Here is an 11,000-nt window from a genome sequence, read left to right as displayed (position 1 = left end):
TGTGCAATATGCGGGCTAGGGTGTTGTCCTTTTGGGAAGAGTTCTTGGGGGAATGACCTTTCTGACGAAAGGCTTTCCCCCTGTTTGTTTTTATGGAAACACTCGGCGGAGGCAAGGCCCCCCCTGGGAACGCCTTGCCGTGTGCGCCGCTTCTGAGGTATCCCCCCTGCATGTCCGACGCGTCGTCCCCCATCCTGCCCCCGTCCGCGCCAGAGAGCGCCCCGGCTTCGGCCCCTCCGGCCGGCGGTCCCCTCACGGCCCGCTATCGTCCGCAACGCTTTGCCGACGTGGTGGGGCAGGAGATGGTCACGTCCATCCTCTCCCGGGCCAGCCTGGAAAATCGCATCGCCCCGGCCTATCTCTTCAGCGGCACCCGCGGCGTGGGCAAGACCACCTGCGCCCGCATCTTCGCCAAGGCCATGAATTGCCTGACCGGTCCCACGGCCGAACCGTGCAACCAGTGCACGCATTGCCGGCAGATCACCCAGGGATCCAGCGTGGATGTGGTGGAGATGGACGGCGCCTCCAACCGCGGCATCGACGATGCCCGCCGCCTGCGCGAGGACGTGGCCTACGCGCCCATGGCCTGCCGGTACAAGGTCTGCATCATTGACGAAGCCCATATGCTCACCCGCGAGGCCTTCAACGCCCTGCTGAAGACGCTGGAGGAGCCGCCGGGCAACGTCGCGTTCATCCTGGCCACCACCGAGGCCCACAAGTTTCCGGCGACCATCATCAGCCGTTGCCAGCACTTCATTTTCAAGCGCGTCACCCATGCCCGTCTGGCGCAGCACCTGCAAAGCGTGCTGGCCCGCGAGGGCGTGGACTACGAAGACGGCGCCGTGCAGCTGCTGGCCCGCCGGGCCGCAGGCAGCGTGCGGGACGGCATGTCCCTGCTCAGTCAGGTGCTGGCCCTGGGGCACCAGGGCCGGGGCAGGGTGGAAGAAGCCCTGGTGCGCGATCTGCTGGGCCTGGCCGGACAGGACGTGCTGCAGGACATGCTGGCCGCCATCCATCGCCAGGATCCCGTGGCCCTGGCCGGGCTGCTCCGGGCCGTGCTGGATCAGGGGCTGGACATGGGATTTTTTCTGCGGGAACTGGGCCAGAGCTGGCGCAATCTGTTTCTGCTCAAGCAGAGCGGGGAGGCTGCCCTGCCCCTGCTGGAGATGAGCACCGAGGCGGCCCGGGGCTGGCTGGAGTGGTCCCGCAAGTTCTCCCTGGCCCACATCCATGCCGCGTGGCAGATGACCCTGGAAGGGCAGCGCCGGGTGCTTACCAGCGCGGAACCGGCCCTGGCCCTGGAACTGCTGCTGCTGAATCTGGCGTTTTTGCCGCGACTGCTGCCCGTGGCTTCCTTGCGGCGGGAGGACGTGCCGGCAGCCCCGCCGTTTTCTGCACCGCCGGCTGCACCGTCTCCCGCGCCGTCTTCTGCCGCACCGCCGGCTGCCGCGCCGTCCACGCCTGTTTCGCCGCCGCCGTCTTCCATCCCACCCTGGGAGGGGGCAGCGCCAGCCCCGCAGCCCGCAGCGCCGTCCCGCTCTTGGTCGGGATTCATGGAGTGCTACAAGGCGGCCCTGGCCGGGACGGGCATGGCCTCGCGGCTGCACGGGGTTTCGCCGGTGTTGGAGGGGAATCGGCTGATGATTCCCTGCGCCAGCGAGTTTTTTCATGCGCAACTGACGGACCCGCCGCACTTCGCGCTGTTCTCCCGTTGTCTGGCCGACTATTTCGGGCCGGGCCTGGAGCTGGTGGTGGAGCCGCCCGCGCCGGTGGAGACGCAGCAGGAGATGGAAGCCAAAGTGCTGCAGCATCCGGTGGTGCAGGCCGTGCAGGCCGAGCTGGCCGGCCGCATCATCAATGTGAAGCGGCAGCAGTAGAGAGAGCGGTGCTGCATGAACCGGCCGACAATGGTTTGAGGTTCCACAGACAAGTCTGTAGGAAAGGGGTGTGGGGAATCCCCTTTCCCCAAAACAGGTGTCCCCAATTCACCATGTGTAAGGAGTATCCATGCGCGGCATGAACGATTTGATGCGCCAGGCCCAGATGATGCAACGCAAGATCACCAAGATGCAGGAAGAGCTCAAGGAGCGGACCGTGGAAGCCTCCGTGGGCGGCGGCATGGTCACGGTGGTGTGCACCGGCGGGCAGGACGTGCTCAAGGTGACCATCGATCCCCAGGCCGTGGACCCGCGCGACGTGGGCATGCTGGAAGATCTGGTGCTCTCCGCCGTCAACGAAGCCATGAAGAAGGCCCGGGAGATGATGGAGCAGGAAATGAGCGCCATCACCGGCGGGGTCAAGATTCCGGGGATGTTCTAACTCCATGCCCAGCACACTGCCCGGACCGCTGCATGTCCTGGTGACGGAGCTGGCCAGCCTGCCGGGGCTGGGGCCCAAGTCCGCCTTGCGGCTGGCCCTGACCCTGCTCAAATGGCCCGAGGCGCGCACGCGCAATCTGGGCACGGCCATCCACGAACTGCGGGATCGCCTGGCCATCTGCTCGCGCTGCGGCGGCCTGGCGGACCGGGATCCTTGTGAGCTGTGCATGGATCCCCGGCGCGATCCGGCCGTGCTCTGCGTGCTCGCCGAATGGGACAGCCTGCTGGCCATTGAATCCGGCGGCTTCTTCCCGGGCGCGTATCTCATCCTGGGCGGGCTCATCGCCCCCCTGGACGGTGTGGCCGCGGCGGATCTGGATCTGGACCGGCTCACCCGACGTCTGGCCGAAGGGCAGGTGCAGGAAGTGGTGCTGGCCCTGGGCACCACCCTGGAAGCGGAAAACACCGCCAGCTATCTGAAGAACCTGCTGGCCCGGGATTTTCCGCAGGTGCGTGTCACCCGGTTGGCCCAGGGCATGCCCCTGGGGGCGGAAGTGAAATACATGGACAAGGAAACCCTGCGCCAGTCCCTGACGTATCGGCAGGAGTTCTAGCCCGTGCGTACCTTTGTGTTTCTGCCGCCCCTGGCGCGGGGCTCCGGCGGCCTGGCCGTGCTCAAGGCCCTGGTGCGTACCCTGCATGCCGCAGGGCGGGAGGTGTACGCCGTGCTGCGCGAAGGCCTGGCCGACGCGGACTTCCCCTGTCTGTCCTGGGAGCAGGCCCTGCCCGCGCCGCAGGACCTCTGGCTTGTGCCCGAGGGCTGGCCCAATGCCCTGGCTCCCGGGCTGCACGCCGGGGCGCGCTGCGTGGTCTGGGTGCAGAATCACGGCATGCTGTTTTCGTCGTTGCCCGAGGGCCTGGGCTGGGACCGGCTGCCGGCGCATTTTCTGGCCATCTCCGCCCCGGTGGCCCGGTTCATCAAGGACGTGCTGGGGCAGGACGCGCCCATCCTGCGGCCGGCCGTGGATGGCGCGGTGTTCTTTCCGGAGGCGGTCCCGGCGTCTGCGCCGCAGGGTGTCCGCGAGGTGCGGATTGCCTGGATGCCGCGCAAGAACAAGGCCCTGGGGCAGCAGATTCAGGCCGCGCTGGCGCATCGGCTGCGGCAGACGCCGGCCCTGCGCGGGCGCGTGGTCTGGGAGCCGGTGCACGGGCTGGATCAGCAGGGCGTGGCCCAGGCGTTGCGGCGCAGTCAGATTTTTCTGGCCACGGGCTTTCCCGAGGGCTGCCCGCTGCCGCCTCTGGAGGCCATGGCCAGCGGCTGCCTGGTGACGGGCTTTGCCGGCCATGGCGGCTGGGACTACCTGCGCCAGGCCTGGGACGGCCTGCCCGGCCCGTGGTTCGAGTCTCACCCGGACGCGCCGGGCAACGCGCTCATCGCACCGGATGGCGACGTCCTCGCTGCCACCCTGGCCCTGGAGCAGGCCCTGCGCTGGCATGCCGAGGGCGATGCCCGCCTTGCCCCGGCACTGGCCGCAGCCCGGACCACGGCGGCCCGGTATGCGCCCCACGTCTTTGCCCATACTGCCGAGGCCCTCTGGACCAGGGCGGCCGCCGGCGAGGTGTTTTGCTGAGATGTCCAAGAAAAAGAAACAGGATCGCCCCGCGCCGGAGACCCTCCAGCTTCCCTGTGTGGGGGTGGAGAGTCACGCGCATCTGGATTTCAAGCCGCTGGCCGAGGACCTCCCGGCTGTGCTGGCCCGTGCCCGCGCCGCCGGGGTGGATCGGCTGCTGCAGATCTTCCTGGGGCCGGAGGCCTACCGCAATGGCGTCGCCTTGTTCGAGGCCCATCGAAACGTGGATTTTGCCATCGGCGTGCACCCCAACAGCGCGGAGCAGTGCACCGACGCCGCCGTGGCGGAGATGGAAGCCATCTGCCGCGAGGACGCCCGCACGGCCGGACGCATGAAGGCCATCGGCGAAATCGGCCTGGATTATTACTGGGACCGCGTGGACCCGGCCGTCCAGCGCGCGGCCTTTGCCGCCCAGCTGGAGCTGGCCCGCGGCCTGGCGCTGCCGGTGGTCATCCACTCCCGGGAGGCCCATGCCGATGCCGTGGCCATGCTCAAGGACCTGGGCTTTGCCCATCGGCCCGTGCTCTGGCACTGCTTTGGCGGGGATTTGGACCAGGCCCGGGAGATTGTGGCTGCCGGCTGGCACGTCTCCATCCCCGGACCGGTCACCTATGCCAAAAACACCGCCCTGCGCGAGGCCGTGGCTGCCATCCCCCTGCAGCGGCTGATGCTGGAGACAGACTGCCCCTACCTGACCCCTGAACCCTGGCGCGGCACCACCAACGAACCGGCCCTGATGGCCTTCACCGCCGTGGAAGTGGCCCGCTGCAAGGCCATGGACCCGGCGGCGCTGTGGGCTGCCACCGGCGAGACGGCCCGGGCCTTCTTCGGCCTGCCGGCCTGCTGAGACTGCGCCTGGAGGAACACGCATGGCATTTTTTTCCAAGATCAAGCGACTGTGGTCCAAGGAACAGCCCCCGGCGGCAGCGGCGCCGCCCGTCGAGCCCGTCGAGCCCGTCGAGGTTGTCGAAGCTGTCGAGCCGGTTACACCGGTCGAGGTTGTCGAGCCGGTTACACCCGTCGAGCCGGTTACACCCGTCGAGTCGGTCGAAGTCGTCGAGCCAGTCAAGCCGGTTGAAGTCGCCGAACCGGCTCCGGCCGCCGTCGCGGCTTCCGCCGAGGTGGTTCCCGAAGAACTGCCGGTGCTGGACCTGGACGAGGTGTTCGAGTTCTCGGACGAGGAGCTGGATCTGCCCCCTGCGGCCGAGCCGGTGCAGCCTGCGCCAGAAGCCGTTACAGCACCAGCCCCCGCACCAGCGCCCGCACCAGCGCCTGCACCAGCGCCAGCGCCTGCACCAGCACCAGCGCCAGCGCCTGCACCAGCGCCTGCCGCACCTGTGCAGCCTGCGCCCCCGGCAGCAGTCGCGCCCGATCAGCCCGCCTGGCAGGCCGAGCTGGCCCTGGCCCTGCGGCAGGCCGAGCCCCGGCTGTCTGTCTGGCTGGCCCTGATCCTCGGCGAGCATGAAAAGGCCTCGCCCGAGCTGTGGGAGCGGCTGTCCTTCCTGTTCCAGGCCCTGGAAGCGCCCGAGAACGAGGCCCGCGCCTTCATTACGTCCTTCACCAAGTGGTTGGACGACATGGAGTACATCCGGGTCAAGGACTTCCGGTCCGAGCTGCAGTACCGCCTGGCCCTGGCCCTGGAGCTGGAGGACGAAGAGGACGAGCGCTCCCGGCTGTTCATCAAGCTCTCGGAATCCATTCAGAAAACCAGAGAGCAGCTTACCCGGCAGCTCAATGTGCTGTTCTCGTCCCACGATGCCCTCACCGACGCCTTCTGGGAAGAGCTGGAAGAGGTGCTCATCATGGCCGACGTGGGCGTGGAAGCCGCCACGTCCCTCACCACCGCCCTCAAGGAACGCGCCCGCAGTCAGGGCGTGACCGATCCCGCGGCCATGCGCGAGCTGCTGCAGGAAGAGCTCAAGGACATCTTTACCCCGCCCAGGACCATCAAGGCCGTGAATCCGCCCGAAGTGGTGCTCGTCATCGGCGTCAACGGCGTGGGCAAGACCACCACCATCGCCAAGCTGGCCCATCGTGGGGTGCTGCAGGGCCGCCGGGTGCTCATTGCCGCGGGGGACACCTTCCGCGCCGCCGCCGTGGAGCAGTTGCGCATCTGGGCCGGCCGCACCGGGGCGGGCTTTTTCGCCAAGGGACAGAATGCGGACCCCGCGGCCGTGGCCTTCGAGGCCGTGGAACACTGCCTCAAGGAACGCTACGATTTGCTCATCGTGGACACCGCCGGCCGCCTGCACACCAAGGTGGACCTGATGGAGGAGCTCAAGAAGATCAAGCGGGTGCTGGGCAAGAAGCATCCCGGCGCGCCGCATCGCAGCGTGCTGGTGCTGGACGCCACCACCGGGCAGAATGCCCTGTCCCAGACCCGGCTGTTCAATCAGGGCGTGGGCGTGGACGAAATCATCCTCACCAAGCTCGATGGTACGGCCAAGGGCGGGGTGGTGGTGGCCATCGCCAGCCTGTTCAAGCTGCCCATCACCTTTGTGGGCCTGGGCGAGAAGATGGAAGACCTGCGGCCCTTCCACGGCGAGGACTTCATCAAGGCCCTGCTGGAGTAGCCCGAACAGGGCAAGAGCAATGCAAGGAACTCTCGGGGGAAAACCGTTCTAAGAAAGGTTCTTCCCCCGAACCCCCAGTCCAAAGACTTTTTATGGTGATTCAAGGTCACGATCAACGTTTTGGAAGGGGAGAGCGCGGGAAGGGAAACCTTTTGCAACAGGTTTCCCCTCTCGCAATGTCTTTTCCAAAATTAAAATGCCTTATTCCCCGTGGCTGACCACGTGTCCTTCCAGCCTGGAATGGTCCGGCTTTTCCGGCTTGCGTTCCGGCGGGGGCGGAGTCCAGTGGTTGTAGGCCTTGGTGATGCCCAGGGCCAGCAGGGCGGAGGCGATGCCGATGCCCACATCATAGTAGATGGGCGCGGTGAGGCTCATGCGCATGAGCAGGGTGGAGATGGCATAGCCCGAGTTGCGGAACACGGCCTGGAAGCAGGGCACGAAGCGGTGGGAAAGGAACACGATGAGGATGTCTGAAAAAATCAGCACCGTGTACACGGTTTCAAAGAAGTCCTGCGGCGTTTGTCCCGTGGCCTTGAGGTACACATACCGCGCCCCCAGGCCCAGGAAAGACACCAGCAGCATCAGGGCCAGACCCTTCTTGACGCTGGAGAAGCGGTAGCGGTCCATGGCGCAGGTGATGGCCGGCGTGGACTTGAGGGTGCGGTAATACACGCCGATGAGGAAGAAGATCACCAGCGCGCCCACGCCATCGGACAGGATGGGGTAGAGGGGCTCCACACCGCCGGAAAGATCGATGGGCTCGGGCAGGTGGATGAGGTGCTTGAAGGAGTTGCGCAGCAGAATGAGGGAGAGCAGCTCCAGTTGCTTGCCCAGCGCCTGGGACACGGACGAGGGCAGCACGAAAATGAAGCTCAACACCTCCAGAATAAGCAGGAAGGTGAAAGCCACGTTGACGGCGTAATAGTGGCTGGTGGGGGTGATGGCAGCCAGCGATGCCGGCAGCAGCCCCTGGCGGCCGAGTTCTATGCCCGCCAGGGAGGCCAGAAACACCGCCACAATGCCACCGGCCACGGCCCGCTGCGTGTTCGGGTGCTCCCAGAAGTGCTCAATGGGGTCGAACACCCGCTGGGCCACGGTGTAGATGCGTTCCATGTTAGCGCTTGAACCAGCCCTTCTTCTTGGGGGCCTCGGCGTCGTCGTCCTGGTCGGCGACGTCCGGCAGGGAGGCGGCGTCAAAGGACGTCGGGGCGGGCACGTTGGCGGTGACGCCGCCATCGCGCTTCATGGTCACCTGACCTTCCAGCAGCGCGCCTTCTTCCACATCCAGATACGGCGTGGCCAGATTGCCCACCAGTTTGGAATTTTTCTGCAGTGTCGCCTTGTTTCGGGCAGTGACGTTGCCGATCACCGTGCCGTTGGAAACAAGCTGCTCCACTACGATTTCTCCCTCCACCCGGGCCTTTTCTCCCAGGATGAGCGTGCCTTCGGAGTGGATGACGCCAGTGAACGAGCAGTCTATGCGCACCATGCCCTTGAACCGCAGTTGCCCTTCGAAAACGGCCCCAGCGCCAAGGAAGGCGTTGATCATGTCCTTGCCGGCCATTGTATCCTCATTTTCCTGGTCGGATTGAGCTATAATCCTCCGAAATTCCACGGCATATGCTGTGGCGCCCCGGGTTGTGCAAATTTGCAGCGTGTTTCTCGTACCACGATGCGGAACGGGAGACAATGCCCGCGCAGGTCTGCAATGTGCGCAATTGGGCCGCGCTGCGCGATCTTCTTCACGATTGCTGCCCGGCACGATTTCCAGTATGACCCGCCCATGGAAATTTATCATCCCGCAGAAATGCTCTCTCGTGATGAAATCGCCGCCCTGCAGTGCCAGCGCCTGCGGGAGACGGTGCGTCAGGCCCGCAATTCCCGGTTCTACCGCCAGCGCCTGGATGATGCCGGCGTGTCCCCGGAGTCCATCCAGTCCCTGGACGACCTGGCCCGCATCCCCCCCACCGCCAAGCAGGACCTGCGCGACAGCTACCCCGATGGCATGGTGGCCGTGCCGCAGGAACGTCTGGTGCGGTTGCACGCCTCCAGCGGCACCACCGGGGCGGCCACGGTCATCTATCATACCCGGGAAGACATCCGCACCTGGGCTGAGCTTATGGCCCGGTGCATGTTCATGGCCGGGGTGCGCCCGTGGGACGTGTTCCAGAACACCTCGGGCTACGGGCTGTTCACCGGCGGGTTGGGCATCCACTATGGGGCCGAGGCCCTGGGCTGTCTGACCATCCCTTCCGGGCCGGGCAATACCCGCCGGCAGCTCAAGCTCATCCGGGATTTCGGCGTCACCGTGCTGCACATCATCCCGTCCTATGCCTTGTACCTGGGGGATGCCCTCGCCGCCGAAGGGCTGGACCCGGCCGCGCTCTCGCCGCGTATCGCCCTCATCGGGGCCGAACCGCACAGCGAGGAGGTGCGCCGGCGCATCGAGTCGTTGTTGGGGCTCAAGGCGTACAATTCTTACGGGTTGTCGGAGATGAACGGCCCGGGCGTGGCCTTTGAGTGCCAGTGCCAGGACGGCATGCATCTGTGGGAAGATGCGTTTATCGCCGAGATTCTGGATCCGGAGACCGGCCAGCCCGTGCCCGAAGGCGAGGTGGGCGAGCTGGTGATGACCTGCCTGACCCGCACCGGCATGCCCATCCTGCGCTACAAAACACGGGATCTGACGCGTTTTGTGCCCGGTCTGTGCGCCTGCGGCCGACCGCATCGCCGCATCGACCGTATCAAGGGCCGCGCTGACGACATGCTGATCATCAAGGGCGTGAACATCTACCCCATGCAGGTGGAACAGGCCCTCATGGCCCTGCCCGAGGTGGGGCAGAACTATCAGATCATCCTCACCCACGATGGCCGCATGGATCAGCTCACCGTGCAGGTGGAACTGCGCGAGGACTTCTTCCAGGAAGACATGCGCGCCCTGACCGGCCTGCAGAAGAAGATTGCCGGCATCCTGCGCGATGAGATTCTCGTCACGCCCAGGGTGGAGCTTGTCCAGGCCAACACCCTGCCCCGCACCGAGGGCAAGGCCGTGCGGGTGCTGGACAAGCGCGGGGACGCATAGCGCAACGTCTCGTGAAGATCTGCCGGGGGAACACCGTTCTGCGGAACGGTGCTTCCCCGGGCCTCCGTTGTAAATACTTCTTGTAAGGACGTGCATCATGGAAGCCATCTGGCCATCCTTGTATCTGATTCTCCTGGTGCTCTCCCTGGGCATTATCGTGTTCGGCCTGCCGGGCAACTGGCTCATGGTGGCGCTGGTGGCCGTGTGGAAGCTGATGAATTCGGATGTCGCCTTCGGCTGGGGCTTTGTGGCCCTGATTGGCGGCATCGCCCTGGTGGGCGAAGGCGTGGAGCTTTCCTTGCAGCTGCTGACTGGCCGCAAGCACGGTTCTTCCAAAAAGGGGAACATCGGCGGCTACGTGGGGCTTATTCTGGGGGCCATTCTGGGCGCGCCCATCCTGTTCGGCCTGGGGGCCCTGCCCGGGGCGCTGCTGGGGGCGTATCTGGGCTGCCTGTTCATGGAGCACAGCCAGGGCCGACCCTGGCCGGAGGCCAACCGCGCCGCCCGGGGCGTGCTGCTGGGGAGCTTTCTGGGCATCGTCACCAAGTTCAGCCTGGGCGTGGTCATCCTGGTGCTGGCCATCCCGAGGTTGTTTATCTAGCTATGTCTCTTGAATTTTTGCATATCGTCATGGTGGGGACCAAGTTTGCAGAAAACGTGGGCTCCGCGGCCAGGGCCTGCGCCAACATGGGGTGCCCCAACCTGACCCTGGTGCGGCCGGTCAACTGGGATGAGGACCGCGCCCGCTCCCTGGCCACCGGCACCGGCCAGGAGGTGCTGCGGCGCATGCGCATTGTGGAGACGCTGGAAGAGGCCGTGCAGGACATGGTGGCCGTCTACGGCGCCACGGCCCGCGGCGGCGGCTGGCGCAAGGGCATCCTCACCCCGGCCAAGGCAGCCCCGCTCATACACGAGGTGATGCAGCAGGCCGAGCCCGTGGCCATCCTCTTTGGGCCGGAAGATCGCGGCCTGACCAACGAGGAGACCAGCATCTGTTCCCGGCTGGTGACCATCCCCACGGCCTCGGAGCACACGTCCCTGAACGTGTCCCAGGCGGTGATGGTGTTTTTGTACGAATGCTTTGTGAAGTCGCCGGGGCCGGTGTTTCGCCCGGCCGGGCCGCCGGAATCCCGCCTGGCCACGCATGGCGAGCGCGAGACCCTCTACGTCACCCTGCAATCCACCCTCACGGACATGGATTTCCTCAAGGGTGACAATCCGGACTACTGGATGCTGCCTGTGCGCCGTTTTCTGGAGCGCACCCCCCTGCGCCGCCACGAATTCAACCTGATCATGGGCATGTGCCGGCAGGTGCAGTGGCTGCTGGGGATGAAGCAGAAGTGAATCACGGCCGGGGGGAATCCGTTCCGGAGAAGGAAGTCCCCCTGGCCGTGGT

Annotated in this window: 11 protein-coding genes; 9 read left to right on the top strand and 2 right to left on the bottom strand. The window is 65.9% G+C overall.

The features are described 5' to 3' along the window. The first annotated feature begins 170 nt into the window (after positions 1–170). From dnaX to ftsY, 6 genes are all read left to right on the top strand, one after another. Entirely contained in the window at positions 171–1,877 is a 1,707-nt protein-coding gene (dnaX, locus tag DGI_RS16730; protein ID WP_021758733.1) for a DNA polymerase III subunit gamma/tau, read from the top strand. A gap of 130 nt (positions 1,878–2,007) precedes the next feature. Then, a complete protein-coding gene (locus tag DGI_RS00945; protein WP_021758732.1) occupies positions 2,008–2,319 on the top strand; it encodes a YbaB/EbfC family nucleoid-associated protein in 312 nt (103 codons plus the stop codon). Between the two features lie 4 nt (positions 2,320–2,323). Then, positions 2,324–2,932, top strand: coding sequence for a recombination mediator RecR (gene recR / locus DGI_RS00940; RefSeq protein ID WP_021758731.1), 609 nt, complete (start codon positions 2,324–2,326; stop codon positions 2,930–2,932). Between the two features lie 3 nt (positions 2,933–2,935). Further along, the gene (locus DGI_RS00935) at positions 2,936–3,949 is read left to right on the top strand and encodes a glycosyltransferase (protein ID WP_021758730.1); all 1,014 of its coding nucleotides are present in this window, start codon (positions 2,936–2,938) and stop codon (positions 3,947–3,949) included. Between the two features lies 1 nt (position 3,950). Further along, the gene (locus tag DGI_RS00930) at positions 3,951–4,796 is read left to right on the top strand and encodes a TatD family hydrolase (RefSeq protein ID WP_021758728.1); all 846 of its coding nucleotides are present in this window, start codon (positions 3,951–3,953) and stop codon (positions 4,794–4,796) included. A 22-nt stretch (positions 4,797–4,818) separates the two neighbouring features. Next, on the top strand, positions 4,819–6,522 hold the full coding sequence (gene ftsY / locus DGI_RS00925; RefSeq protein WP_034608144.1) for a signal recognition particle-docking protein FtsY: 1,704 nt from the start codon (positions 4,819–4,821) through the stop codon (positions 6,520–6,522). 201 nt (positions 6,523–6,723) lie between these two features. Here ftsY and DGI_RS00920 read toward each other — a convergent pair whose 3' ends face one another. Both DGI_RS00920 and DGI_RS00915 read right to left on the bottom strand, forming a co-directional pair. Continuing rightward, positions 6,724–7,635 carry a hypothetical protein gene (locus DGI_RS00920; protein ID WP_021758724.1) on the bottom strand — a complete coding sequence of 304 codons (912 nt, stop codon included), beginning with the start codon at positions 7,633–7,635 and terminating at the stop codon, positions 6,724–6,726. Position 7,636: 1 nt separating this feature from the next. Further along, a complete protein-coding gene (locus DGI_RS00915; RefSeq protein ID WP_021758722.1) occupies positions 7,637–8,086 on the bottom strand; it encodes a bactofilin family protein in 450 nt (149 codons plus the stop codon). Positions 8,087–8,305: 219 nt separating this feature from the next. Between DGI_RS00915 and DGI_RS00910 the strand changes: the two genes are divergently transcribed. The 3 genes from DGI_RS00910 (at position 8,306) to DGI_RS00900 (ending at position 10,948) form a co-directional block, all read left to right on the top strand. Beyond that, positions 8,306–9,604, top strand: coding sequence for a phenylacetate--CoA ligase family protein (locus DGI_RS00910; RefSeq protein WP_021758720.1), 1,299 nt, complete (start codon positions 8,306–8,308; stop codon positions 9,602–9,604). A gap of 97 nt (positions 9,605–9,701) precedes the next feature. Continuing rightward, a complete protein-coding gene (locus tag DGI_RS00905) occupies positions 9,702–10,205 on the top strand; it encodes a DUF456 domain-containing protein (protein ID WP_021758719.1) in 504 nt (167 codons plus the stop codon). 2 nt (positions 10,206–10,207) lie between these two features. Beyond that, the gene (locus DGI_RS00900; protein ID WP_021758718.1) at positions 10,208–10,948 is read left to right on the top strand and encodes an RNA methyltransferase; all 741 of its coding nucleotides are present in this window, start codon (positions 10,208–10,210) and stop codon (positions 10,946–10,948) included. Positions 10,949–11,000 lie beyond the last annotated feature (52 nt).

Origin of the sequence: Megalodesulfovibrio gigas DSM 1382 = ATCC 19364 (genome assembly GCF_000468495.1) — a bacterium.
GTDB classification, from domain to species: Bacteria; Desulfobacterota; Desulfovibrionia; order Desulfovibrionales; family Desulfovibrionaceae; genus Megalodesulfovibrio; species Megalodesulfovibrio gigas.
Note: the sequence above shows the minus strand (reverse complement) of the source record. Positions and strands in the feature narration are given on the sequence as shown.

Bases quoted from the DNA above. Each gene is read 5' to 3' on its own strand.
- dnaX (WP_021758733.1), top strand. From the start codon at position 171: ATGTCCGACGCGTCGTCCCCCATCCTGCCCCCGTCCGCGCCAGAGAGC.
- DGI_RS00945 (WP_021758732.1), top strand. From the start codon at position 2,008: ATGCGCGGCATGAACGATTTGATGCGCCAGGCCCAGATGATGCAACGC.
- recR (WP_021758731.1), top strand. From the start codon at position 2,324: ATGCCCAGCACACTGCCCGGACCGCTGCATGTCCTGGTGACGGAGCTG.
- DGI_RS00930 (WP_021758728.1), top strand. From the start codon at position 3,951: ATGTCCAAGAAAAAGAAACAGGATCGCCCCGCGCCGGAGACCCTCCAG.
- ftsY (WP_034608144.1), top strand. From the start codon at position 4,819: ATGGCATTTTTTTCCAAGATCAAGCGACTGTGGTCCAAGGAACAGCCC.
- DGI_RS00920 (WP_021758724.1), bottom strand. From the start codon at position 7,635: ATGGAACGCATCTACACCGTGGCCCAGCGGGTGTTCGACCCCATTGAG.
- DGI_RS00915 (WP_021758722.1), bottom strand. From the start codon at position 8,086: ATGGCCGGCAAGGACATGATCAACGCCTTCCTTGGCGCTGGGGCCGTT.
- DGI_RS00910 (WP_021758720.1), top strand. From the start codon at position 8,306: ATGGAAATTTATCATCCCGCAGAAATGCTCTCTCGTGATGAAATCGCC.
- DGI_RS00905 (WP_021758719.1), top strand. From the start codon at position 9,702: ATGGAAGCCATCTGGCCATCCTTGTATCTGATTCTCCTGGTGCTCTCC.
- DGI_RS00900 (WP_021758718.1), top strand. From the start codon at position 10,208: ATGTCTCTTGAATTTTTGCATATCGTCATGGTGGGGACCAAGTTTGCA.